Source organism: Candidatus Spechtbacterales bacterium, from assembly GCA_040879145.1.
In the GTDB taxonomy this organism is placed as follows: Bacteria; Patescibacteriota; Minisyncoccia; order Spechtbacterales; family 2-12-FULL-38-22; genus JAWVZY01.
This window is the reverse complement of sequence record JBBDKX010000035.1, coordinates 16542-40172: the sequence shown is the minus strand read 5'-3', so window position 1 is coordinate 40172 and position 23631 is coordinate 16542. Positions and strand designations below refer to the sequence as shown.

Annotated in this window: 25 protein-coding genes; 22 read left to right on the top strand and 3 right to left on the bottom strand. The window is 41.3% G+C overall.

Annotation, left to right across the window (positions count from 1 at the left end):
- Positions 1 to 65: 65 nt before the first annotated feature.
- The 11 genes from WDZ40_03780 to rpsI all read left to right on the top strand — a co-directional run bounded on the left by WDZ40_03780 (position 66) and on the right by rpsI (position 8157).
- Complete coding sequence (locus WDZ40_03780; protein MEX0877946.1) at positions 66 to 1358, top strand: cell division FtsA domain-containing protein; 1293 nt, start codon at positions 66 to 68, stop codon at positions 1356 to 1358.
- 146 nt (positions 1359 to 1504) lie between these two features.
- Positions 1505 to 3313: a hypothetical protein gene (locus WDZ40_03775; GenBank protein MEX0877945.1), complete on the top strand. Its 1809-nt coding sequence runs from the start codon at positions 1505 to 1507 to the stop codon at positions 3311 to 3313.
- A gap of 375 nt (positions 3314 to 3688) precedes the next feature.
- Complete coding sequence (gene infA, locus WDZ40_03770) at positions 3689 to 3910, top strand: translation initiation factor IF-1 (protein ID MEX0877944.1); 222 nt, start codon at positions 3689 to 3691, stop codon at positions 3908 to 3910.
- Between the two features lie 12 nt (positions 3911 to 3922).
- Positions 3923 to 4039 (top strand): 50S ribosomal protein L36, encoded by a 117-nt coding sequence (rpmJ, locus tag WDZ40_03765; GenBank protein MEX0877943.1) that lies wholly within the window; start codon positions 3923 to 3925, stop codon positions 4037 to 4039.
- A gap of 7 nt (positions 4040 to 4046) precedes the next feature.
- Positions 4047 to 4436 carry a 30S ribosomal protein S13 gene (rpsM, locus tag WDZ40_03760; protein ID MEX0877942.1) on the top strand — a complete coding sequence of 130 codons (390 nt, stop codon included), beginning with the start codon at positions 4047 to 4049 and terminating at the stop codon, positions 4434 to 4436.
- 303 nt (positions 4437 to 4739) lie between these two features.
- A complete protein-coding gene (gene rpsK / locus WDZ40_03755) occupies positions 4740 to 5177 on the top strand; it encodes a 30S ribosomal protein S11 (GenBank protein MEX0877941.1) in 438 nt (145 codons plus the stop codon).
- A gap of 163 nt (positions 5178 to 5340) precedes the next feature.
- Positions 5341 to 5832: a 30S ribosomal protein S4 gene (gene rpsD / locus WDZ40_03750; GenBank protein MEX0877940.1), complete on the top strand. Its 492-nt coding sequence runs from the start codon at positions 5341 to 5343 to the stop codon at positions 5830 to 5832.
- Positions 5833 to 6003: 171 nt separating this feature from the next.
- Positions 6004 to 6798 (top strand): DNA-directed RNA polymerase subunit alpha, encoded by a 795-nt coding sequence (gene rpoA, locus WDZ40_03745; protein MEX0877939.1) that lies wholly within the window; start codon positions 6004 to 6006, stop codon positions 6796 to 6798.
- 8 nt (positions 6799 to 6806) lie between these two features.
- Positions 6807 to 7157: a 50S ribosomal protein L17 gene (rplQ, locus tag WDZ40_03740; GenBank protein MEX0877938.1), complete on the top strand. Its 351-nt coding sequence runs from the start codon at positions 6807 to 6809 to the stop codon at positions 7155 to 7157.
- 102 nt (positions 7158 to 7259) lie between these two features.
- Positions 7260 to 7655: a 50S ribosomal protein L13 gene (gene rplM / locus WDZ40_03735; protein ID MEX0877937.1), complete on the top strand. Its 396-nt coding sequence runs from the start codon at positions 7260 to 7262 to the stop codon at positions 7653 to 7655.
- Between the two features lie 130 nt (positions 7656 to 7785).
- Positions 7786 to 8157, top strand: coding sequence for a 30S ribosomal protein S9 (gene rpsI / locus WDZ40_03730; protein ID MEX0877936.1), 372 nt, complete (start codon positions 7786 to 7788; stop codon positions 8155 to 8157).
- 325 nt (positions 8158 to 8482) lie between these two features.
- Here rpsI and WDZ40_03725 read toward each other — a convergent pair whose 3' ends face one another.
- A complete protein-coding gene (locus WDZ40_03725) occupies positions 8483 to 9910 on the bottom strand; it encodes a PEGA domain-containing protein (protein MEX0877935.1) in 1428 nt (475 codons plus the stop codon).
- A 123-nt stretch (positions 9911 to 10033) separates the two neighbouring features.
- Between WDZ40_03725 and murA the strand changes: the two genes are divergently transcribed.
- The 3 genes from murA (at position 10034) to WDZ40_03710 (ending at position 13806) form a co-directional block, all read left to right on the top strand.
- Positions 10034 to 11389, top strand: a complete 1356-nt coding sequence (murA, locus tag WDZ40_03720) for a UDP-N-acetylglucosamine 1-carboxyvinyltransferase (GenBank protein ID MEX0877934.1) — start codon at positions 10034 to 10036, stop codon at positions 11387 to 11389.
- Positions 11390 to 11528: 139 nt separating this feature from the next.
- The gene (locus WDZ40_03715) at positions 11529 to 12539 is read left to right on the top strand and encodes a rod shape-determining protein (GenBank protein MEX0877933.1); all 1011 of its coding nucleotides are present in this window, start codon (positions 11529 to 11531) and stop codon (positions 12537 to 12539) included.
- A 145-nt stretch (positions 12540 to 12684) separates the two neighbouring features.
- Positions 12685 to 13806 carry a glycosyltransferase gene (locus tag WDZ40_03710; GenBank protein ID MEX0877932.1) on the top strand — a complete coding sequence of 374 codons (1122 nt, stop codon included), beginning with the start codon at positions 12685 to 12687 and terminating at the stop codon, positions 13804 to 13806.
- Positions 13807 to 14057: 251 nt separating this feature from the next.
- Here WDZ40_03710 and WDZ40_03705 read toward each other — a convergent pair whose 3' ends face one another.
- Both WDZ40_03705 and WDZ40_03700 read right to left on the bottom strand, forming a co-directional pair.
- Positions 14058 to 14426, bottom strand: a complete 369-nt coding sequence (locus WDZ40_03705; protein MEX0877931.1) for a hypothetical protein — start codon at positions 14424 to 14426, stop codon at positions 14058 to 14060.
- Positions 14423 to 14692 carry a hypothetical protein gene (locus WDZ40_03700; protein ID MEX0877930.1) on the bottom strand — a complete coding sequence of 90 codons (270 nt, stop codon included), beginning with the start codon at positions 14690 to 14692 and terminating at the stop codon, positions 14423 to 14425. The genes WDZ40_03705 and WDZ40_03700 overlap by 4 nt, the downstream gene beginning before the upstream one ends.
- A gap of 167 nt (positions 14693 to 14859) precedes the next feature.
- On the opposite strand from WDZ40_03700, the gene WDZ40_03695 reads away from it, so the two are divergent.
- From WDZ40_03695 to WDZ40_03660, 8 genes are all read left to right on the top strand, one after another.
- On the top strand, positions 14860 to 15720 hold the full coding sequence (locus WDZ40_03695) for an AAA family ATPase (GenBank protein MEX0877929.1): 861 nt from the start codon (positions 14860 to 14862) through the stop codon (positions 15718 to 15720).
- Positions 15710 to 16258 (top strand): ribosome recycling factor, encoded by a 549-nt coding sequence (gene frr / locus WDZ40_03690; protein ID MEX0877928.1) that lies wholly within the window; start codon positions 15710 to 15712, stop codon positions 16256 to 16258. Before WDZ40_03695 ends, frr begins: the two co-directional genes overlap by 11 nt.
- A 64-nt stretch (positions 16259 to 16322) precedes the next feature.
- Positions 16323 to 17405 carry a site-2 protease family protein gene (locus tag WDZ40_03685; GenBank protein MEX0877927.1) on the top strand — a complete coding sequence of 361 codons (1083 nt, stop codon included), beginning with the start codon at positions 16323 to 16325 and terminating at the stop codon, positions 17403 to 17405.
- Positions 17406 to 17613: 208 nt separating this feature from the next.
- Positions 17614 to 18858 carry an aminoacyl--tRNA ligase-related protein gene (locus WDZ40_03680; GenBank protein MEX0877926.1) on the top strand — a complete coding sequence of 415 codons (1245 nt, stop codon included), beginning with the start codon at positions 17614 to 17616 and terminating at the stop codon, positions 18856 to 18858.
- A 48-nt stretch (positions 18859 to 18906) separates the two neighbouring features.
- Positions 18907 to 19968, top strand: coding sequence for a rod shape-determining protein (locus WDZ40_03675; protein ID MEX0877925.1), 1062 nt, complete (start codon positions 18907 to 18909; stop codon positions 19966 to 19968).
- Between the two features lie 8 nt (positions 19969 to 19976).
- Positions 19977 to 21998: a penicillin-binding protein 2 gene (mrdA, locus tag WDZ40_03670; GenBank protein ID MEX0877924.1), complete on the top strand. Its 2022-nt coding sequence runs from the start codon at positions 19977 to 19979 to the stop codon at positions 21996 to 21998.
- 93 nt (positions 21999 to 22091) lie between these two features.
- Positions 22092 to 22547 (top strand): transcription elongation factor GreA, encoded by a 456-nt coding sequence (greA, locus tag WDZ40_03665; GenBank protein ID MEX0877923.1) that lies wholly within the window; start codon positions 22092 to 22094, stop codon positions 22545 to 22547.
- A 134-nt stretch (positions 22548 to 22681) separates the two neighbouring features.
- Positions 22682 to 23545 carry a hypothetical protein gene (locus WDZ40_03660; protein MEX0877922.1) on the top strand — a complete coding sequence of 288 codons (864 nt, stop codon included), beginning with the start codon at positions 22682 to 22684 and terminating at the stop codon, positions 23543 to 23545.
- Positions 23546 to 23631: the final 86 nt, after the last annotated feature.

Genomic DNA, 23631 nt, shown 5'->3' with positions numbered 1-23631 from the left:
TTTAAAATTATTTAAGGTAGTTATCCACGTGAAGCGCAAATATTATTCATGCTATACTTATAGTAATGAAAAAGCTTTTGCGAAAGCCGAAATTTTTTAAATACTTGTTCTCAAAAAAGTATGAGAATTTATATGTTCTTGATCTTGGAAGAAGCAGTGTAAAGCTTGCGCTTGTTGAGATAAACAAGCAGTCTAAAGAGGCGACTATTTTACGTGTAGCCGAGGAGTTACACACTCACAACACAGGCGCTACAGATGAGGTTGAACATATTAAACAGATAACCTCTACCGTAAAAAGAGCTTTTGACAGCATCTTTAGTGGACGCAAGGCGAGATCAGGCAGGACGAAAGATATAGTAATAGGGCTGGCTTCGGAAATGGTCTACGGCCATAATTTTTCATATATTTATAAACGGGAAAATCCTGAGGCAAAGATTGATTTGAGAGAGTTGAAAAACGCCATACACAACGCGGAGTTGAAGGCGTACGAAGATATAAGACGTAGGTTTGTAGTAGATAGCGGGTACTCGGAAACCGACGTTTTGCTTATAAATTCTTCAATTCAGGATGTGAGAATAGACGGCTATAAAGTTACAAACCCCATAGGTTTTGATGGTGAAGAGCTTTATATTAGTGTGTTTAACGCGTATTTACCGATATTTTATAAAAATATTTTTGATGAGGTTGCCCGGCAATTAAAATTCAATCTTACCTCGCTTATTTATGAGCCCTATGCTGTGTTCAGCGCCTTGCGTAGAAAACATGGCGAAGAGTTTGAAGGTATTATTATAGACATAGGCGGCAAGACGACGCGCGTTAGTTTGGCAAGAAAGGGCAAGTTTGAGGACATAAGAACCTTTTCTTTTGGCGGAGAATCTTTTACGCGCCGTATTGCGTCTCATTTTGAAATTGGGTTTTGGGAGGCTGAAAATATAAAACTCAGATATAGCAACGGAAACCTGAGCGGAAATGCTTTGGGTGTTGTTGAGGACATTTTGCAGGGAGAGATTTCACTGTTTTTGAGCGCACTGGAAATGATATTGAAAGAGTTTTCACGGACAACCTTGCTTCCCGGTGAGATATTTGTTCATGGGGGCGGTGGGCATATTCCTTTGATTGATGATATAATACGTAAAAGAAAGTGGAAGCGTGAACTTTCTTTTTTGAAACCGCCTAAAATACATATTTTGGATCCGGCAATGTTTGAGAATATTAAAATAGATGAATCTGTAAATTCTCACTCTCAGCTTGTTTCTGTGGCGGGTATTGCGGACCATCTTTTACATATCTCAATAGAAAAAGATACTTTATTAACCAAAACATTAAGCCGTATGGTGAAACTAATACAAGACCAATAAAGTAATTCTTAGTGAATGTAGCGAGCTTAGAATTACTCACCCCGCACATAAAATTGATTATCAATTTTATGTGCGGGGTGCTCATGGCTGTAAGTTCACACTTCGCCATGGCTCGCATTCACTAACCATCCATGACAAAAGGCAGTGTGATAAAAGTAGGACCTTCTGAAGAACTTACTTCAGTTATAGATAAAGTAGTAACGTCTGAATCTAGACTGGTGTTTTTGCTTATTCCGAGCGAGGCGTTTATAGCCCAAAATGTTTTGAATTTAAGACTGATTAAAAGGGCATCCGAAGACGTTGATAAGGAAGTTGTTGTTATTTCCGAAGATTCAAGAATACAAAACCTTGCCGCTAAGGCCGGATTAAAAGTTAGAGATGAGGTGGAAGATAAAGCTAATATTTCTACAACAACGCACTCGGGGCATTATGCCCGCTCTGTCACGGATATATTGCCGCCCACAAGCAGACAAGAGTATCTTGAACATACAACAGATCTTAGAAAAACAAGAAGCGGAGGCATTGTTGCGTCTGACAGTGTTGAGGCAGATGAGAAGACCGGTGGTATATTTGCCCCTCGGTCTTTTGAGGAGCCCAAAACTAAAAAAGAAGACACATTAAATACGGACACGGAAGATGCAGAACCTGATATGCCTGTTAAAAGATACGACCCGGAAGAGGAACGAAGGGATGTTTTTTCAAAATCAAGCAAAGGATTTTCTCTTCCAGGCGCATCTGTTGGCGCAAGGGCGGGAAGATTTGCAACAGGAAAGATGAAAAATCTATCCCTTCCCGCTTTTTTGAAGAAACCCTTGTATTTACTGGGTTTTGTCGGAATTGTCGCAGTCGTGGTTGGTGTGGGGTATTTGGCGACAAGTGTTCTTCCTAAAGCAACAATAGTTTTAAGTCCGCATGTTGTGCAAGACCAAATGGAGTTTGCAGTGGTGGCTGACAGTAATATTTCCTCCGCTGACTATAATCGAAGTACTATACCGGCTCAAATTTTAGAGGAGAGAAAAGAAGAGACATTTGTATACAAGGCGACAGGTGAGGCGCAATTGGAAGAATTTTCCGTCGGTGGGGTAACAATTTATAATGAGTACAGCTCAAGTCCACAAACTTTGGTTGCAAACACAAGACTTATGTCTTCTGAAAATAAACTTTTTAGAACAACCGAAACCGTAGTTGTTCCGGGCGCGCAAATAGAAGGAGGAAGGATAATAGCCAGTTCTGTTTCTGTTGATGTACGTGCTGATGAGGCAGGAGATAGTTTTAATATAGGACCTACCACCTTCTCTATTCCCGGATTTCAGGGCGATCCAAAATATCTGGCTTTTTACGGAAAGAGCGAAAATTCAATGACGGGCGGATTTCAAGGGGTGGCTACTGTTCCGACAGAAGAGGACATAGAGGGAGCTAGGGCAAGAATACAGGACGAATTTTTACCAGCTCTTGAACAAAGCCTCAGGAGTAAAGTTCCGGACGATCTTAAAATGCTTGAAGAGTCTCTTGGCGCGCATGTAGAGTCTTTAGATATTGATGCTGTAGTTGGTGAGCCAAAGGATGATTTTACAGTGAGATTCGTTGGAGTGGCCCAGGCATTTCTTATAAAAGAGGAAGATATAAGCAATTCAATTGCGCATTATTTTATAAATTCTACACAGTACAGCAAGGAATTTGAGCTTGCCGAAGAGAGGGATGTGGAATATACAGTAAAAGAGGCAAATTATGAAGCCGGATATGCCGAGTTTAACCTTAAAGCGAACCAACGATTTGATATGGTAGTAGATACCTCCGCTATTTTAAAGGATGTTATAGGGAAAGATGAGGCAGAGGTCAGGAGAATCCTTTCAGCAAATGAATCACTGCGCAGGGCACAGGTCATGTTTTGGCCATTTTGGGTAAAAAGTGTGCCCGATAATCCAAAAAAGGTGAAAATAGAGGTGGAATATTAAGCTCGCTTCGCTCGTTCAAGTATACAGTATGCAGTATATAGTATTAAGCAAAGCTAATTATAAAGCACCCCTGCATATCAAATACTGTATACTTTGTACTTTTCGTGAAGCGAAGTCCCTAGACCCGCGCGGGCGGGCCGGGATCTCCCTAGGCAGAGCCGGGATGGCGGCTTTACGCCTAGCCACCAGCCAAAGGCCTAGGGACCTATTAAAAATAGGGGTTGACCCCCACTACCAATTTGTTATACCGTCAATAATTTCATTATAGTAGCTAAGAAATCCCATAAATTGGTGTGGGGGTTGACCTATTTTTTTTATTTTGTTATCATTGTAGAGGTCTGAGTTTAATAGATTTGAGTTCAACATAGTCACTTTATGGCACAAAACAATAATATAGAAAGTATAGAAGGGGTTGTTTTAGAAGCATTCCCAAACACCCTGTTTCGTGTAGAGCTGGAGGACGGGCGTGAAGTACTATCATATGTATCCGGGAAAATGAGAATACACAGGATACGTATTTTGGTCGGTGACAGGGTTAAAATAGAAATACCTTCCGAGGGTGAAAGCAGAGGTAGAATTGTTTATCGTTTTAAATAAAGGACCTAAATTATGAAAGTTAGAGCTTCGGTAAAAAAAATATGCAATCAATGCAAGGTTGTTCGTAGGAAGGGCCGTGTTTATGTGATATGCAAAACAAATCCGAAGCATAAACAAAGGCAAGGATAAAATCATTATGGCAAGAATAGCAGGAGTTGAGATTCCGGACAATAAAAGAGTAGTTATTGCCCTTACTTATGTGCATGGCATAGGGCGTACTTTGAGTCGCAAGATACTTAAGGATGCAGGCATAGACGAAAACATAAGAATAAAGGATCTTACAGGCGATCAGCTTAACCAACTTAGGAACGCCATATCTGAAGGACATTTGATAGAAGGTGATTTAAGGAGAGATGTTCGTGAGAACGTAAAGCGTCTTAAAGATATAGGTACATACAGGGGTTCAAGACACCAGAAAGGACTTCCCGTCCGTGGACAGAGGACGCGTGTTAATTCCAGGACAGTTCGCGGAAATAAAAGAACCACAGTGGGATCGGGAAGAAAACCGCCCCCATCCGCAACTTAATAGCTCACTAACGCCTGCCTGTGCGTCTACCTGTGCCGCAAGCACGGCAGACAGGTGAACGCACGCAGACAGGCTCGCAGGAATTAGGAATTAGAAATTAGGAATTAGAAAACGTAAAAAAACTAAAGCTCGCAGATAACAGTAAACAGTGAACAGGAAACAGTAGAAAAGAAAAAACGGAGCCCTGTTGTTAATTGTTCACTGCTTACTGTTCACTTTTTGTGAGCCTGCCTGCATGCCAATCGGCATGTAAACCGGCAGGCAGGCGAATCAAAGATTCGGGCGGTATCGGGACAAAAAATTATGGGTAAAAAACGTGTAGCAATAGTTGAAGCAGGCGATCAGGCATCCAAAACGGACGCTCAGAAAGCCAAGAATAAAAAGAAAGCTCGTATAGTTGAACGAGGGAATATTTATGTGCGCGCAAGTTACAACAATACAATGCTTACCGCTTCAGACCAGGACGGCAATGTTTTGGCGTGGTCAACTGCGGGTGCCGCGGGCTTTAAGGGACCGAGAAAGGCTACTCCGTATGCCGCGACACAGGTTGTAGACATACTTTTAAGTAAATTGGAAAATGTTGACATGAAAGAGGTGCATATCTATGTTACAGGGATAGGGGCCGGCAGAGATTCTTCTGTCAGAGCTTTAACGGGCAAAGGGTTGAATGTTACTGCAATTAAAGATGTTACGCCACTGCCCCACAATGGATGCAGGCCGGCTAAAAGAAGAAGAGTATAACTCACTAAAGCTCGCAGGAATTAGGGCTTAGGAAATAGGAATTAGAAAACGTAAAAAAAGCTAACTCCTATCTCCTAATTCCTAAATCCTAAATTTGTGAGTGAAGTCCCTAGGCCTAACGGCCGGGATGGCGGCCCAAAGGGCTTAGCCACAAATAATTATTATGGCAAAAGGAGGAAGACCAAGACAAAAATCAGAGTACGGTTTACAGCTTGCGGAAAAACAGAAAATCCGCGAAGAGTATGGGTTGCGCGAAAAGCAATTCAGGCGGTATTTTGATAAGGGACAAAAGCCCGAAAATATCTTTTCTTTACTTGAATTTCGTCTGGATAGCATTGTTTTTGCGGGAGGATTCACGCCAACACGGCGGATGGCAAGGCAGCTTATAAGCCATGGGCATATGCAAGTAAACGGAAAGAAGGTTACCATAGCATCTTATCAGGTGCGCCCTGGCGATATTATAACAGTCAAAGAAACAAGCGCTGTAAAGGGAATATTTGCCGATTACGAGATAAGAGTAAAGAACCTCAATCCTCCATCATGGTTGGTTTTAGATAAAAAGAAAAAGGAGTTAAAGGTAAAATCTTTACCTGATATTAAAGAACAAATACAGCCGTTTAATTTTCAAACAGTTATAGAGTTTTATTCACGATAATAATTAAGCTCACTAACGCTTCGCTTAAACCGCGGATTAATACGGATTAAAGCAGATTAATGCGGATACTATCTGCATAAAATCCGCAAAATTAGCATATATCAGCGGTTATGTGAGCGAAGCGCCTGCCTGCCGTGTTGCAAAATGCGACGCAGGTAGGAAATAAAAAATATGGAATCAGTTTCACTATCATTGCCCAAAAAACCTAAAGTTGTAGAAAAGAGCGACAGCAGAGCCGTTATTGAGATTAGCGAGCTTTATCCTGGATTTGGATCTACAATAGGAAATGCCTTAAGACGCGCGTTGTACGCATCTTTGCCGGGAGCTGCTATAACATCAGTAAAAATAGCGGGAGTTCCACACGAATTTTCAACAATAGACGGCGTACTTGAAGACGGAATTGAACTAAGTCTTAATCTTAAGCAGATAAGATTAAAACTTCATGGTTCAGAGCCCAGGACTCTTAAATTGAAAGTGAAAGGTCCAAAGGATATAAAGGCGGGAGATATTGAAACACCCTCCCAGGTTGAAATAATAAACAAAGATTTACATATAGCGAGCATAACTTCGCCAAAAACAACTTTTGAGATGGAGTTAAAAGTAGAGTCCGGTTTAGGCTATGTTCAAAATCAAGAAGATGAAGAGAAGAAAGAGATAGGAGTAATTAGTCTTGACTCGGTATTCACTCCCGTTAAAAAGGTTAATTTTGAAGTGGAAAACATGCGAGTTGGAGATAGGACCGACTATCATAAGTTGGTACTTGAAATTGTAACTGATGGAACAATTGATCCTGAGGACGCGTTTGAGCACGCAGTAGGTGTTCTTGTTAATCACTTCAACGTTTTACAGGAACTACAGGGCAAGAAAAAGAAGAAAGTTGCAACAAAGAAAAAAGCTACAGCCAAGAAGACAGCCACCAAGAAAACAACTGCAAAGAAGAAGCCTGCAGCTAAGAAGAAGAAATAATTTTAAATATGAAAAAATCTGTAAAAGGACGAAAATTTCATAGAAAGAAAGACCAGCGCGAAGCGTTAATTCGCTCTCTTGCGGAGGCTTTGGTTAAAAATGAAAGAATAGAAACTACAGAGGCTAAAGCAAAAGAACTTCGCCCTTTTATTGAAAAGTTGGTTACAAAGAGCGGTAATGATTCTCTGCATGTACGCAGAATGTTGAACCGTGAATTTACAGGAGAGATCGTTGAGAAGTTACTAAAAGAGATAGGGCCGCGCTTTAAAGAGAGACCCGGTGGCTATACAAGAATAGTAAAAAGGGGAGTGCGTAGGGGAGATGCTGCTAAAAGGGCAATTATTGAATTTGTTGAGTAAGGCTTCAGATTTCACTGATAATAGCTGATTTCGCAGATAGCAGATAAAAATCATCAGTGATATCAGTTATCATCAGTGCAATCAAATAGTGTAATCAAAAATATGAGTAAAAAGAAAATAACAACTAAAACCTCAAAAAAAACAGAAAGCAAGAAAGAGGTTATTGAACTGGATGCCAAGGGGCAGATTTTGGGACGCCTTTCTACGGAAATAGCTGTATATTTGCAGGGAAAACACAGCCCTGCTTATAAGCCTAATATGGATGATGATACCGTCGTCAAAGTTGTTAATGCCAAGAAGGTCAAGGTGACAGGAAAGAAAAAGACCGACAAGATCTACTGGCATTATTCAGGGTATCCAGGCGGAATTTATGGCAAGACATATGAGGAGATGTTCGAAAAGGACCCTACATGGGTTATAAGAAAAGCCGTTGAGAGAATGTTGCCTGACAACCGCCTAAGAAAAGGCAGAATGAAGAGATTAATAGTTGAAAAATAAAAAAATGGCAGAAACTAAAACAACCGCAAAGAAAAAAACTCCGGCTAAGGCCAAGAAAACAACTGCAAAGAAGGCAGTTCCGGCAAAAGCTAAAAAGACCGTAAAAAAAGAAGGTAAGTATTTTGAGGGAGTGGGAAGAAGGAAATCTTCTGTTGCCCGTGTGCGTATTTGGGACAATGGTTCCGGCAAATTTACCATAAACGGTGAAGACCATACAAAATATCTTCCTACAGAAGATTTGATTACAGCAGCTAACGGACCCTTGCGCAAACTTAAGATGCTTGAGAAGTTTGAAGTGTCCGTAATTGTTAATGGGGGAGGCTCCAGGGGACAAGCAGAGGCGATACGGCACGGACTTGCGCGTGCGGTTGTAAAATATGACGCAGAAATGAGACTTCGCCTTAAAAAATCCGGATTTCTCAAGAGAGATCCGAGAGAAAAGGAAAGAAAGAAATACGGACTTAAAAAAGCTCGCAAAGCTCCACAGTGGAGCAAGCGATAAACTCGCGAAGCGAGCTTAAAACTCACGCTTCGCGCTCGTTCAAGTATAGAGTATATAGTATAGAGTATTCAGCAAAGCTAATTACAAAGCACTCCTGTATATTGTATACTGCATACTCTATACTTTTTATGAACAAAGTGAATAAAATATCATGGGTACTAAGTTAAAAAACAAAAGAAAATCTGTTAAAAGGCGCAAAAGAAAGAAGATGCGCAGGCGAATGAGACACCGAAAGAAAAAGTAGGTTTGTATTTACGCGTGAACAAACTAAAAGCTCCGAACATCCGGAGCTTTTAGTTTGTTCACGCGTAAAAGGTATTCTTTCCTATTCGTATTTAAGAAATACGAAGTTTTTATCCGGAAGCAAGGTATAGACCTCCTGGCGTTCTAAATTGGATGCAAAAACTCCGCTTTCTTCGGTTAAAACATTGTATTCGGCTGTATTTCTGCCGCCTCTTTCATCTAATTCCGTAAACATAATACTGGTGGGTGATTGTAAGACAATATGATTTGACTCGTATCCTACCCACGCGGCATTATTTATGTTTTCAAATGGTACTCTTTCTATGTCTCCGATAAGATGTTTTGGCGGTCCAAAAACATCTTCAGTCCAGTAAATAGCCGCTTCATCTTTTTTTGTATAGAGTATTTTATTATTGTCGGGAGAGAAAGAGGCGTTTATCACTCCGTCATCCGCTTTTTCCAGTGGTTGGTCTTCCTGCCAAATAAACAAAGCTCCACTGTTTATTACAGCAATGGCGCGCCTGTCTCCGCGTACAATTATTTTGGTCAAATCTTTTCGGGGATTTGATATCGCGGTTGGCGTGATTTCCACAGTGTCTCTACCGGATATGTTTGTTCTTTTTAAAGACCCGAGTTCATCCAGGTAAAACATATTCTCGTCTGCTATGGTAAATCCCAATATACCGGTTACTATATCCGGACGTATTATACCCTGGGTTAACTCCACCCTGTTTAGGGAATATGTGTCATCCTCTTCAAGTGTCATTACGTATATTACGTCCCTGGAATTGTCGGGTAGTACTATAGCATCTTCATTAAAAGCTGTGGGATAACTCCTTCTTAAAAACACACTCCAGTTTACGAGACCTACTTCTCCCTCAGCTCCGGCTCCTGTATATAGTGTGGAATTTATATTATCGTCTATTAAAATTGAAAATATTCCGGAAGGAGACCACTTAACGCTTCGTATTACTTCATCGGATTGTATCGTAAGTAAAGGTATGGGCAGTCTTACATTTAAGTCATAGTATGTAAGCTGGCTTGTTGTTTCTCCCTCCGTAGTTGCAGGGGATGGAGTTTGGATTATTGAATATTTTTCATTTGGGGATATAAATATATTTTGGACGTCTTTCATCAATATTCCCCCTGTCAGTTCAACAGGAAAAAGGCGTATTGTGGTGAATTTGGTTACTTGTCCTTCTTTGACTGCTTCTGTTTTTTGCCATGCATGGTATCCATCCTTTTTTATTTCTATATTGTAATCTCCAGGAAGTATGTTTCTAAATACGGCATTTCTAAAAATAAAATTTGTTTCTCTTTGGAACTTGCCGTTTAAATATACTTCCGAACCTGAATTTATAACATTTAAATCAAGACCGCCTGTTTTTGTCAGGGTTAGTTTTTGAGTATCGAGACGATATCCTTGTGTGTATAAAATAACAGGGACTATACTTACAAAAAACAGCAGGGTAAAAAGTATAAATAAATTTCTTCGTGTTTTGTAGCGCATTTTTTAGTGCAGTATTGCAGATGAATATTTTTGTTCCACTACTGTATATTATCAATACAAGTTAGCAATTACAACAAAATTTAACCTTATATTTTTGTATAATAAAAGCAGGCAAAAATCAACTTGTATTTCATAAATTCAGGTGATATTATAATTCCAATGATGGAGGCGTTTAGAATCCGCGGCGGACGGGTACTGGAAGGAGAGATTAGTGTCCAGGGCTCGAAAAACGCTGCAACAAAGCTGGTTGCGGCTACTTTGCTTACATCCCATCAATGTGTTTTGAAGGGGTTGCCTGATATTCGTGATGTTAATGTTATGCTGGCAATTTTGGAAAAGATGGGGGCGCGAATAAAGCGCGAGGAAGGTGTTGTTGCCATAGACAACAGCAACATAGATCCTAATAAAATGCCGGCAGACATGGTTAGGGAGTTGCGATCTTCCGTTGTTTTTATAGGTCCTCTTTTGGGACGATTTGGCGAGGTTAGAATGCCTTATCCGGGGGGTGACAAAATAGGCGCGCGCGGTCTCGATACTCATTTTAATGTTTTTTCCGATCTCGGATATGAGGTGATTGCCGAAGAGGGATACTTTACTATACGCAAAACCCCGAAGGTCCCGATTGTCAGAAAGGTTGTTCTGGATGAATTTAGTGTAACGGCATCAGAAAATTTATTGATGGCGGCAAGTCTTCTTCCTTATAAAATTGAAGTTTCAATATTAGCTACAGAACCGCACATAGAAAATCTTGTTGAATTTCTGAATAAAATGGGCGCGGACATTCATCTTTTGCCCAACCACAGAGCAATCATTACAGGCAGGACAGCTCTCTATGGAGCAGAACATGAGGTGGTGCGGGATTATATAGAGGCGGGAACATTTATTGTGACCGCGTTGTGTGCCGGAGGAGCCCTGCGTATACATGATTTTCCACTTTCCCATCTTGAGCTTTTTCTGCAAAAACTAAAAAGATTTGGAGCCGATTTTACAATTGAAGACCAAAGAACTGTATTTGTAAGAAAGGCGAGGCAGTTGTTTATGCCTAAAATGCAGATGATGATATACCCGGGAGTTCCCACAGACCTTCAATCTCCCATAGGTGTACTGGCTACACAGACGCAGGGGTCTACTATTGTGCACGATCCTCTTTATGAAAGGCGTTTGAGCTATCTTAAGGAATTGCAGAAAATGGGAGCTAAGGTTAATATAATGGATGATCACAGAGCTGAAGTAATAGGCCCCACAAAACTCAGGGGTGTAACCATACGGGGAGAAGATATAAGAGGAGGGATGTCTCTTATCATTGCGGGACTGATTGCAGAAGGAGAAACCATATTAGAAAATGCTTACCAGGTAGACAGGGGCTATGAGAGGATAGAAGAAAGGTTACGCAGTCTTGGGGCGGACATAGAGAGAATAAATTATGAAGCACCGCTCAACACAGTTGACGCATCGCAAATTTCAAATTTCAAATTTTAAAACAATTTCAAATTATTTAATTCCTACCTGCCTGCCGGCTCGCCTCGCTTCCTCGGCGGAGCGGGCAGGCAGGTTAAAACATTATAAATTAAGGCATTCAATTAAAATTTTAAATTAAAAATTGGAGCATAGCGACCATATGTTATCACCATCAAAAATAGGAATAGATTTGGGCACCGCAAACTCTCTTGTGTATGTGCCAAAAAGAGGAATAATCGTGAATGAACCCTCTGTAGTTGCGGTATCTGTTTGGGACAACACCATATTGGCTGTTGGTAAAGAGGCAAAAGAAATGATAGGCATGACACCTGACAGCATAGTTGCTCACAGACCATTGAAAGATGGTGTCATTGCCGATTACAGAGTAACCGAATCTATGATTCGATACTTCGTAAATAAAGCGTCAGGGAGGGTGCGGCTTAAAAAACCTGAAATAATGATATCTATTCCTGCAGGCATTACCTCAACAGAAAGAAGGGCTGTAGTGCAATCTGCTATGAATGCGGGTGCCAAGGCCGCCTATGTGGTAAAAGAGCCTGTACTTGCAGCGATAGGTGCGGGTATACCTATTAATTCACCAAGCGGAAACATGGTTGTGGATATAGGGGGTGGCACCACCGAGGTGGCTGTTATTTCACTGGGGGGTATTGTGTCTAACGCTTCAACGCGCGTTGGGGGTGACAAAATAGACAGCGCCATTGTGGGCTATATTAAGAGCCAGTACAATCTAGCCATTGGAGAAAGAACCGCAGAGGAGATAAAAATAACAATAGGTAGCGCTCTTCCGCTTAAAGACGAGGAAGTCTTTCAGTTGCGCGGTCGCGACATGACATCAGGCCTGCCTAAAAATATTGAGGTAAAGACTAATGAAATAACCAATGCCATATCCGAGCGCTTAAAAGAGATAGTTCTCACAGTAAAATCTGTTTTGCGCGAAACTCCTCCTGAGCTTTCTGCAGACATTATGGATAAGGGAATGGTTATGACCGGTGGCGGGTCGCTTTTAAAAAATCTTGATGAGTTGTTATCGGAAGCAACGGGCGTACCCGCTTATGTTGCAGACGAGCCTCTCTTGTGCGTAGTAAAAGGCACAGGAATAGCGCTTGAGAATTTGGAGGTCTATAAGCGAAGTGTAATGAGTAAGAAATAAATAGCCGTACTCGTAATAGTTAAATGGCTATACGGCTAAATGGCTGGTAAAAAATAATTAACCATTTAACAATTAACCATTTAGCCATTTATTTTTTGTGAACCAAACTAACAACAAGTTAAAAGTCGCATTAGTGCACGATTATATGACACAGTTTGGCGGAGCCGAACGTGTTTTACGTGTGTTGCATAGTATTTTTCCAAAAGCGCCTATATATACTCTTTTTAGCGACCCGGAACTTGCTGATATTTATTTTCCGGCAGCCGATATTCGCACATCTTTTTTGCAAAAGTTTCCTAAAAAATTACATTCCAGGTTTCGTTATTTGGCGCCATTAGCCATACCTGCTATGGAGAATTTTGATCTTCAAAAATATGACATTGTAATTTCATCCTCCGCCTTTTTTGCAAAGGGGGTAATTACAAGCCCTGATACCATACATATAAGTTACTGCCACACACCCACGAAACATCTTTGGGAATTTAAAGAAGAGAAGAGGCGAAAAAGGGACGGCATTATAAAACACATACTGGAAAAAATGACTCTGCACTTTTTCAGGCTTTGGGATTTTAATGCGGCGGCGCGTGTGGATTATTTTATAGCAAATTCCAAAAACACAAAGCAGCGTATTAAAAAATATTACAATAAAGATTCTTTTGTTGTTTATCCGTGCGCGAGTTTAGAACTCCTGGAAAACGGACAGCGTTCTGATGCTATGCACAAAAAAAGTATTCTTGCAGAGTTGCCTGAAAAGTATTTTTTGATAGTCTCACAGCTTCAGGATTATAAAAACATAGATATTGCCGTAGAGGCATTCAGTAGAATGAAGTATCCTTTAGTGGTTATTGGTGATGGTCCGGAGAAAAAAGAGCTTGAAAAACTGGCTTCCAATAATGTTATTTTTCTTGGACGTCAGCCTGATGATATTGTGCAGTACGCATATGAGAACTGTTTTGCTTATATATATCCGGGTCGTGAAGATTTTGGCATATCCGCTGTAGAAGCTATGATTTTTGGCAAGCCCGTTTTAGCTTACCGCGCGGGAGGGGTACTTGAGAGTGTTGTGGAAGGTGTAAGCGGGGAGTTTTTTGATGACTTGCATCCGGCAGTTTTGGCTGATGGTGTAAGGCGTCTTGTGAACAACTATGAGGGATATAATCCCGTAATGATGAGAAATATAGGAAATAGATATAATACCGAGAGGTTTCAAAATGAATTTAAGAGGGTGCTAAAGCGTATATTGGCGCACGAGTGGGAGGTGGCATAGTGGCTTTATCTTTTCGCTTATTTCTTTGTCAGCGGCTGCGGTGCTCAACAACGTAGTTGTCATCTACGTCTTATTCCGCTCCTCGCCACTTCCTAGAAATAAGCGGAAAGCTGAAAAGCCGAGACTATTGAGTTTTTTACATTATACTGCGAAACGCATATTTTCCCGCTTATGACTTCATAAAGTATTACTTGAAACCTCAACCGGGTTTTTAATAAAAAAAACGACCCCGGAGGGTCGTTTTAAGGTGCTTATTTTGTCGGCAGTGGTATATCTCCGCCGTCTGTGCTTGCGCCACGAATTGTGGATAGGTTGGGTTTTCTAATCTCATCCAACTCTTTATCAACCTCTCCCACTTCATTGAAAATTCGCATGTCTGTAGCGTGATCATCCAGTACAATGTATACTAGGAGATCTTTTCCTGAAGAGTAGAGCTTTCTTGAGCCCGCGCCCAGAAGGGTTATAGAGATAAGAACCATCACGACTTGAGACGGATAACTTGCAATCATGCTTGCCAGTACGACTATGAAAATACTTCCTACAAGCATAGATATAGATTCTACTACTTTGCGAAATGAAATTTCAATGTTGCGTGCGATTTCCGCAAATCTTGGTTTCATCGTTCCTCCTTCTGAGTATCCATTTCCAAGTTATGTGCTTGATGTGTGCAGTGCCGTTCCGTTATCGCGAGTACGATATTTTGTATGAGTGTATATAGGGATATACTGGCTCCTATAGCAAATAGCATAAATATTGCTAAGAAATTTACAAGTATTTCATCTGTCAAACCAACAAATGCCATCCTTGCAATAAGAAATAGTAAAAGGCTTGAAGAAGCAACCAAAAGAATAGTCGGTAAAAATATTCTGGATATTTTCTCTTCCATCTTTCCTCCTTCTATAGTGGTATGAACTACTATAAAAATAGCACAAAATATACAAAATGTCAATTTTTAAATGTTTCACCCTGCCTGCCGGTTCATGTTTCAATTGGCATACAGGTAGGTGCAGTGGAACATTTAAAAATTGCTGTATAAAGTATATTATGTATTAAATGATACATTTTTTAATGTTAAATTTTCACCCCAAACAATTTAAAATGTTTAAAGATATGAGCGCTAATGATAATTTAGCGCACGCCTTTTTATTTACAGGACCTGAAGGCGTGGGTAAGCTTGAATTTGCCCGCCAAATCGCCGCATGGCTTCAGTTTGAAGATGGCGGGGTACTTGACCCTTCCGTAGCCTTGCGCGAAGGAGGGCCCGATATTATAGAAACCCCGAGCCCTTTGCCCATTGAAGACGCGCAGGATTTAAAAAAACGGCTTTATACTTCACCCTTTTCAGGAAAGTATAAAATAGTTATAATACCGGCTGCTCACAATATGCACACGGATGCAGCCAATTCCTTGTTAAAGATGATAGAAGAACCGCGAGGCGATACTATATTTATATTGTGCAGTTCTTACCCTGAGATTATTTTGGAGACTATACGTTCCCGTTGTACGGAGATGAAGTTTTTAATGGTTGCCGATGAAGTGATAGAAAAAGAACTCAATACCGAACCTATAAAAGAATTAAAACTTCATTGGAGTGGACGCCCCGGTTTTGCCAAAAGAATGTTGGATGATAAAGATTATCGTAAAAAAATAAAAGGATACAGGACGGATTGGGACCTTTTTTTTAAAAATTCTCTTTCTGAGAGCTTTAAAATAAGTGAAAAATATGCCAAAATGGAGGACAGGAGAGATGTTGCCGAAGCGCTTCGTGTTTGGATGGAGATTGCCCGAAGCAACATGCCCGCGAATGAAAAATTATTAAGCGACCTTTTGAATATTTATCAAAACTTAATGACTACCAACGTTAATGTGCGCTACGCGTTAGAGGGTCTTTCAATAAAAAAATATGCAAAATAGTGATATAAGTCCAAAATTAGAAAAAACGATGGAAGTTCTGGCAGGAGATTTAAAAAGTCTTCGTGTCGGGCGCGCTAACGCGGGAATGGTAGAAGATATTCCCGTGGATGCTTATGATTCAAAAATGCCTCTGCAACAGGTGGCATCTGTGAGTATACCGCAAAATAATCAGATTTTGATACAGCCATGGGACGCCGCTCTTGTGGGCGCTGTGCAAAACGCGATAAGGCAGTCGGACATGAATGTTAATCCTGTTGTTGAAGGTAACTCTATTCGTATTACTTTGCCGCCTGTTACAGAAGAGAGAAGGAAAGAGCTTGCGAAAGAGGCTCATAAATTTGGCGAGAGCGCGCGCATAAGTATGAGAAATATAAGAGAAGAAGCGCTTAAGGACTTGGATGACGCCGAAAAAAATAAAGAAATATCCGAAGACGAGAAGTTTAAACAGAAAGAAGCTCTGCAGGATATGATAAACGCGTATAACAAAAAAGTAGAAGAAGCTATTGATGGGCGAGAGAGGGAGATACTTGAGCAGTAGGTTCTAGGTATTAGGGGTTAGGTATTACACTTAAAACCTAAAACCTAAAACCTAAAACCTAAAAATGTTAACAATATTACTATTTATATTAATACTGGGAATTGTAGTCCTGACTCATGAGTTTGGTCATTTTATCGTGGCTAAAAAGAGTGGAATGCGCGTGGATGAGTTTGGTTTTGGATTTCCTCCAAAGCTTTTTGGAATAAAAAAAGGGGAGACAACATATACCTTTAATTTATTTCCGATAGGGGGCTTCGTAAAGATACACGGAGAGGACGGCAAAGACAGGAATGATCCGCGCAGTTTTGCGGGCAGACCTTTTTGGAAAAAATCTCTGGTCATAGTTGCAGGTGTTGTAATGAATTTTTTGGTAGCGTACGTCTTCTTTTCAGCAGTCCACATGATAGGCGCTCCCACAATAATAGGAGACGAAGAAACCCCTTCCAATGTCAAAGATGTAGCGGTTCAGATAATAAGTGTTGTGAAGGACTCTCCCGCTGAGAGCGCGGGTATTTTAACGGGAGACAAAATTTTAAGTATTCAAGCAGGGGAGAGTGTTACATCAGCTCAATCTGCCGGCGAAGTATCCGATTTTATATCTGGACACACGGGTGAAACATTGTTATTTACAGTAGAACGAGGTAAGGATACTTTGGAGTTTTCAATTTTGGCACGCGAGGATATTCCGGAAGGTCAGGGAGCTACAGGAATAAGTTTGGTACGAATAGGTGTTATACAACACCCACCCCACACAGCATTAGTTGAAGGAGCTAAGACAACATATAATCTCACTGTCGCCTCGGTAAGTGTTTTTGGCAGTACTGTAAAACAGGCTGTAGTTGATGGGAGCGTACCCGAAGACATTTCGGGTCCGGTAGGCATAGCCATTATGACAGGAACCGTTCGCGACCTCGGGCTTACCTACGTATTGCAATTTATAGCGCTAATATCTTTAAGTCTCGGTATTTTGAACATAGTTCCCTTCCCCGCGCTTGATGGCGGAAGATTCGCCTTTTTGGTAGCAGAGAAGATAAAAGGTTCCCCTGTTAGCAGTAAAGTGGAGACAGCGGCACATGCTACAGGTTTTGTGCTACTGATACTGCTAATAGTTTTAATTACAGTACACGATATAAATAGATTTTTTTAAGCTCGCTTCGCTCGCTTAGATATCACAGATAATGGCTGATTACGCTGATGCATGTAAAAATCATCAGTGGTATCAGTTGTTATCAGTGTAATCTTGTTTTGTGAGCTTGCGAATCCCGACGCTATCAAAATCTTTGATTTTGTTATAGCGTCGAGGATCCACGATACTGCAAGCGAATCAAAGATTTGGGTGGTATCGGGACAAAACCATGCGTCAGTCAAACCTATTTACAAAAACAAGGAAAGAAGCCCCAAAAGATGAGGTTTCAAAAAACGCGATACTTTTAATTCGTGGGGGATTTATAAATAAAGAAATGGCGGGCGTTTATTCATATTTGCCTCTTGGTTTGCGCGTGTTAAAAAAAATAGAGAGGGTTATTCGTGAAGAAATGAATACAATAGGTGGACAGGAAATAGAAATGACCACTCTACAGGATTCTGAGATTTGGAAAAAAGCGGACAAATGGGATGATGAAAAAGTGGATGTTTGGTTTAAGACAAAACTAAAAAACGGGTCGGATCTCGGCCTTGCTTTTAGCCACGAAGAAGTGATTGCCGAGATGTTAAAAAACCATACTTCTTCATATAAGGATTTGCCGTTTTCTGTGTATCAGTTTCAGACAAAATTCCGTAACGAGTTGAGAGCAAAGAGCGGTATTATGAGAGGCAGAGAATTTTTTATGAAAGACATGTATTCATTTTCACGAACAGAAAATGAGCTCATGCATTTTTATGAAGAAGCCAAAAAAGCCTATTTTAATATCGTGGATCGGGTTGGTTTGAAGGAAAAAACATATTTAACCCGCGCGGACGGGAGTGTGTTCGGCCCCTGGTCGGATGAGTTTCAGGTTTTATCAGAGGCAGGAGAGGACACCATTTTTATTGATAAAGATAAAAAACTTGCTATAAACAAAGAGGTGTTTACAGATGAAACAATAGAGGAGCTGGGATTAGTTAAGGATAAGCTGGAAGAAAAGCGATCTGTTGAAATTGGAAATATATTCCCCATTGGGACGCGAGTTTCTGACGCAATTGGCTTTACGTATTCGGATGAAAAAGGAGAAAACCACCCGGTTGTAATGGGGAGTTATGGCATAGGGCTTGGCAGGTTAATGGGAACTATAGTTGAGGTACTCTCCGATGGTAAAGGTATTGTGTGGCCCGATGAAATAGCGCCTTTCAAGGTGCATCTTATCGCGCTTTCAGGAGGTGAAAAAGATGCCGATAAATTATATGAAAAACTGCTTGCTCAAAACACAGAAGTGCTATATGATGACAGGCAAGATATTTCAGCCGGACAGAAGTTTGCAGACTCCGATCTTATAGGAATTCCGTTGCGTGTAGTTGTAAGCGAGCGCAGTTTGAAAGCCGGGGGTTTTGAGATAAAGAGAAGAAGTTCAGATAAAGAGGAAATTATAAAAATCAATAATCTTCCCAAATGGCTAAATGGTTAAGTTTTTACCATCTCTACCAGCCATTTGGCCATTTAACCATTCAATTGTATGTTAAATAAAATTTTAGGAGCCTTTTCTCTAGACATAGGAATAGACCTTGGTACCGCAAATACACTTGTTTATGTTCGGAAAAAAGGAATAGCTATAAACGAACCATCTGTTGTCGCTATAAACCAAAAAACCGGGCGTGTTCTTGCTATAGGCGAGGAGGCCAGGAGAATGGTGGGTAAAACACCTGCTCATATTGTAGCTTCACGTCCTTTGGTGGACGGCGTGGTTTCAGATTTTGAGATAACACAGCAGATGCTTAAATATTTTATAGATAAAGTTCACTCTGAGCCACTTCGCTTTCTTCCACGTCCGCGTGTTGTTGTAGGGATTCCATCGGGAGTTACCGAAGTAGAAAAACGCGCTGTTGAAGATGCAGCAAAAGCCGCGGGAGCCCGTGAGGTGTATTTAATAGAAGAGCCTATGGCTGCCGCAATTGGCGCGCGCCTCGATGTTCAGGAGCCTTCGGGAAATATGATAATAGACATAGGAGGAGGTACTACCGAGGTAGCTGTAATATCTCTCGGAGGTATAGTGGTTGCGCGTTCATTACGCATTGCGGGAGACAGGTTAAATGAGGATATCGTAAATTACGCTCGTGAAGAATTTAACCTACTTCTTGGAGAAAGGACAGCTGAAAATCTTAAAATAGCGGCCGGATCCGTACTTCCTTTGGAAGAAACAATCTCAATGCCTATGCGCGGAAGAGACCTTATTACAGGTTTACCAAAAGAAATAATAATTCAGGATAAGCATATTCGCGAAGCATTAACACCTTCAGTTAATGCTTTGGCAACCGCCATTAAGGGTACAGTTGAACAAACTCCACCAGAACTTTTAGCCGACATAATGGAGCGCGGAATCGTTCTTGCGGGAGGCGGAAGTTTACTTCGCGGTTTCGATGAGCTTATACAAAAAGAGACTCAGATGCCTGTACGTATCGCCGAAGACCCTTTGACAGCCGTTGTTAGAGGAACAGGTGTTGTGCTTGAAAATATAGATCAGTTACGGGAAGTTTTAGTGGATATGAATTACAATCAAAAGCCACCCAGGCTTAAATAAAAGGAAATATGCCTTTGTTTAACAGCTTGAAACGCTCTAAGCACCCATCTGATCTTTGGGTGCCTCTTCATGCAAGAAGCGATATTACTCCTGAAGATGTTTTTAGTGATGCCTCAAGTCCGCTTTTTGAAGATGGAGAGCAAAAACTGGAAGTTCCGGTTAATCCCACATCTACTCGTATCTTTTTTTTGGGAATATTTGCGATACTCGTTTTTTTGGCAGGTTATGGTGTGTATCTCAATGTGCGTTATGGGAATGAGTACAAAGAATTAGCTACGCTTAACGCGCAAAGAGTTCATGACATGGGCGCTCCTCGGGGTGAGATAACATCTTCTGATGGTGAAGTACTCGCTTACTCCGAGCTTGGCTTTAATTTAATACTGGATCCAAGCAAGCTTCCTGAAGAGGAAGCTGAAAACCTCTCTGTTTCTTTGGCGCAATATTTTGACAGATTTTCAAGTGACTATTTTTATAGAATTATATCTTCCGCTCAGGAGCGAAATCTTGGCAGTCTTGTTATAGCAAAAAACCTCACAGAATCTGAGGTTTCGCGAGTGAGGTCTTTATTGACTGATTATCCGCCACTCTCCCTTGAGGAGCGCCCCCAGAGAGTTTATCCGCATGGTAGCGTATATTCGCATCTGATAGGCTATACTGCCTCTATTACGGCCGAAGAGACAGAAAAGCTGTCAGGGTACTCTTTGACGGATAACGTTGGTAAAAAGGGTGTAGAGTTCTATTATGAGAGGTTTTTACGGGGTACTAAGGGTCTTTTTGCTAAATTTGTAACCGCAAAAGGAGATGTTGTGGAGGAAAAAGTTCTGCAACCCGTAAAAGAGGGAAGTTCTATACAGCTGACTTTAGACAACAGGCTACAGACCGAGACCTATCAGATACTGAAGGATTCCCTGCGCGAGTACGGAATTACCTCTGTTGCTGCCGTGGTTATGAACCCCTCTAACGGTGACATACTTGCGATGGTTAGTCTGCCTGACTTTGACCCAAACCACTTTGTTGCGGGCCTTACAGAAGGACAGGCAGAGGCATATTTTCAAGACCCCAAAAGCCCTCTTATTAACAGAGTAGCGCTTGGAGAGTATGCTACCGGGTCTGTTATCAAACCTTTTATAGCGGCTGCGGCTCTTGAAGAGGGCATAATAAGCGCGGATAAAGTACTGCAAACTCACGGCTATATCAGTGTACCAAGCGTATACGATCCCTCTGTTGTTTATCGTTTTAATGACAACAAAAATCATGGAGCTGTTGACATGAGGGGTGCAATTGCTGTATCAAGTAATGTATATTTCTACACGATAGGAGGCGGTTATGAGTCCCAAAAAGGTTTGGGCATAGAAAGAATGGCACGCTGGTTGAAAGAGTTTGGATGGGGCACGCAGCTTGGTATAAATTTTGGTTCCGAAAGTTCCGGACGTGTACCTGATCCTGAGTGGAAAATGGAGACAAAAGGTGAGCGCTGGCAGATAGGAGATACTTATAACGCCAGCATAGGACAGGGGGATATTCTTGCAACACCACTGCAAGTGGCTGCAGCCACATCTGTGTTTGCTAACGGAGGAACCCTTTTTAGGCCCAATATTGTTTCCGGGATTTATTCACAGGATGGTGTAATGCAGGAGTCCGGAAAGAATGATATAATTAATGAAAATTTCCTTTCCCAAAGTTCCATTAATGTTGTGAGAGAGGGAATGAGGCAGGCAGTTCAGACAGGAAGCAGTATTTATTTTAGAAATTTGCCGGTAACTTCGGCGGGAAAGACAGGGACGGCTCAGACGGCAAGAAAGAACAACGCGTGGTTTACAGGTTTCGCACCGTATGAGAATCCTGAAGTGACAATTACCGTTTTGCTTGAAGAAGGAGAGGGCAGTAACAACGCGGTACGTGTGGCATACAGAATATTGGATTCTTATTTTAAAATCTGGCACCCGGAGCTTTATCCGAAACCTGTTCCCGTACAAACGGCGCCTGAAGCGGAGACGGTTTCTGAAGATGTTTCGGAAAATATTAATTAATTTAAAGCAGCGCAAAATAAAAAAGTTGTTTGCATTGTGGAATGTGGGATATATTAACAACCCACAACCCTGCAAGGTTTTGCGTCCTATTTTATGGAAGAATATTTTACTAAGAAAGGGCTGGATCAGCTCAAACGTGAGTTGGAAGAACTTAAAACAGTAAAAAAGTGGGAGATAGCGGAATGGTTAAGAGAGGCGGCTCAACAGGGAGATATGGATGAAAACGCCGATTATCTTGCTGCTAAAGAAGCCCAGACTGCTTTGGAAAGTAGAGTAGAAGAACTGGAGCAGAAGATTCGCATAGCTGTAATCATAAAACGCAGGAATAAGGATATTGTAAGTGTTGGCGCCAGTGTGGAGTTTGCAACCACTTCAAACAATAAGTCAAAAGTTGTGTTGGTAAGCACCGAAGAGGCGGATGCTTCGGCGGGTAAAATATCAGCCGCATCTCCATTAGGGAGAGCCCTTATGGGCAAAAAAGTGGGCGAGGATGTAGAGGTGCATACACCGAAAGGAAAAAGGAAATATAGGATAACAAAAATCGCATAAAAAAACGACTCATCACTATGAGTCGTTTTTTTATAATTAACTCAGGGTCATGAGTCAATTTTTTAGGTTTGACAAAAACTTGTTTTTGTAGTATTTTAAGCTCAAATAGTACCTTACAGAAAGGAGGTCTAAATATGGGAATTTCTGAAGAATCTATCTTTAACTTTGTACGCGATAATTCTGTCAGAGAACCGCTGCCCGGAGAAGTTTGGAGGTTTGGCGCTTTTGAAGCACATGTCTTCTATGACATTCTGGACACAATGGTTCGCGATAAGCTAATTTCCGGCGACAATACTACAGTTAAGACTTTTTTGGAGACTTTCAGAGTTGTAAATGACGCGTATAAGCTCGCAAATAGCGACTTGGAACTGCCCCCGGGTATTAATGTTACCCCTGCAGGTGACGATGTTGGATTTTTTACCTCACTTATTCCTTTTTATCAGATATTTGTGAAGAATGAGTATCTGAAAACTAACAGGATTAAGGAATTGGAAGACTTGCTCGAAAAGGCGGGAAAAGAGCTTGGGCAAACATCTTCGGGATGTCCTTGTGGAAATGGAGACTGCGAGGAAGATGGAAGAGCGTCTGAATTTCTGCCTTGCGGACACTCGCTGCGCATGCACCTTACCATTCTTGTCGGATGGTACGAACGCGAGATTTTGCTTGCCGAAAGGGCTGTGGCATCAAGGCGCGCTGTCGGAATGGTTTCCCCGGAAAAAAGACATATGGGAAAGCAGATAGTCGCCCTTTTTGACATGGAGCGAATGATAGAAGAGCATATTGCCAGAGATTTTGAAACAGGTTTTTATTCTCCTGAGATGACCGAAGAGCTCATAGAGAGTATTGTGGAATCAACGGGGCAGTCGCGCGAGGAAGCGGAAGAAATTGTCGCTGGTATGCGCAAGAACGCGGAACAAGAAGCGCGCAGGCAGCTTTGGGAACTCGCCGAAGAGAATATAAGGATAATTGATACTGAAAAGAGTAATAATTCTGAGTAAGTGTGTACCCTGTTAGAAAATGGATAGCGTTTTGCTTCCTGCTTCTAACGGGGTTTATTTTTGGATTAAGGTATAATAAAATATAA

Bases quoted from the DNA above. Each gene is read 5' to 3' on its own strand.
- WDZ40_03780 (MEX0877946.1), top strand. From the start codon at position 66: ATGAAAAAGCTTTTGCGAAAGCCGAAATTTTTTAAATACTTGTTCTCA.
- infA (MEX0877944.1), top strand. From the start codon at position 3,689: ATGGCACAAAACAATAATATAGAAAGTATAGAAGGGGTTGTTTTAGAA.
- rpmJ (MEX0877943.1), top strand. From the start codon at position 3,923: ATGAAAGTTAGAGCTTCGGTAAAAAAAATATGCAATCAATGCAAGGTT.
- rpsM (MEX0877942.1), top strand. From the start codon at position 4,047: ATGGCAAGAATAGCAGGAGTTGAGATTCCGGACAATAAAAGAGTAGTT.
- rpsK (MEX0877941.1), top strand. From the start codon at position 4,740: ATGGGTAAAAAACGTGTAGCAATAGTTGAAGCAGGCGATCAGGCATCC.
- rpsD (MEX0877940.1), top strand. From the start codon at position 5,341: ATGGCAAAAGGAGGAAGACCAAGACAAAAATCAGAGTACGGTTTACAG.
- rpoA (MEX0877939.1), top strand. From the start codon at position 6,004: ATGGAATCAGTTTCACTATCATTGCCCAAAAAACCTAAAGTTGTAGAA.
- rplQ (MEX0877938.1), top strand. From the start codon at position 6,807: ATGAAAAAATCTGTAAAAGGACGAAAATTTCATAGAAAGAAAGACCAG.
- rplM (MEX0877937.1), top strand. From the start codon at position 7,260: ATGAGTAAAAAGAAAATAACAACTAAAACCTCAAAAAAAACAGAAAGC.
- WDZ40_03725 (MEX0877935.1), bottom strand. From the start codon at position 9,910: ATGCGCTACAAAACACGAAGAAATTTATTTATACTTTTTACCCTGCTG.
- WDZ40_03715 (MEX0877933.1), top strand. From the start codon at position 11,529: ATGTTATCACCATCAAAAATAGGAATAGATTTGGGCACCGCAAACTCT.
- WDZ40_03710 (MEX0877932.1), top strand. From the start codon at position 12,685: ATGACACAGTTTGGCGGAGCCGAACGTGTTTTACGTGTGTTGCATAGT.
- WDZ40_03705 (MEX0877931.1), bottom strand. From the start codon at position 14,426: ATGAAACCAAGATTTGCGGAAATCGCACGCAACATTGAAATTTCATTT.
- WDZ40_03700 (MEX0877930.1), bottom strand. From the start codon at position 14,692: ATGGAAGAGAAAATATCCAGAATATTTTTACCGACTATTCTTTTGGTT.
- WDZ40_03695 (MEX0877929.1), top strand. From the start codon at position 14,860: ATGATACATTTTTTAATGTTAAATTTTCACCCCAAACAATTTAAAATG.
- frr (MEX0877928.1), top strand. From the start codon at position 15,710: ATGCAAAATAGTGATATAAGTCCAAAATTAGAAAAAACGATGGAAGTT.
- WDZ40_03685 (MEX0877927.1), top strand. From the start codon at position 16,323: ATGTTAACAATATTACTATTTATATTAATACTGGGAATTGTAGTCCTG.
- WDZ40_03680 (MEX0877926.1), top strand. From the start codon at position 17,614: ATGCGTCAGTCAAACCTATTTACAAAAACAAGGAAAGAAGCCCCAAAA.
- WDZ40_03675 (MEX0877925.1), top strand. From the start codon at position 18,907: ATGTTAAATAAAATTTTAGGAGCCTTTTCTCTAGACATAGGAATAGAC.
- mrdA (MEX0877924.1), top strand. From the start codon at position 19,977: ATGCCTTTGTTTAACAGCTTGAAACGCTCTAAGCACCCATCTGATCTT.
- greA (MEX0877923.1), top strand. From the start codon at position 22,092: ATGGAAGAATATTTTACTAAGAAAGGGCTGGATCAGCTCAAACGTGAG.
- WDZ40_03660 (MEX0877922.1), top strand. From the start codon at position 22,682: ATGGGAATTTCTGAAGAATCTATCTTTAACTTTGTACGCGATAATTCT.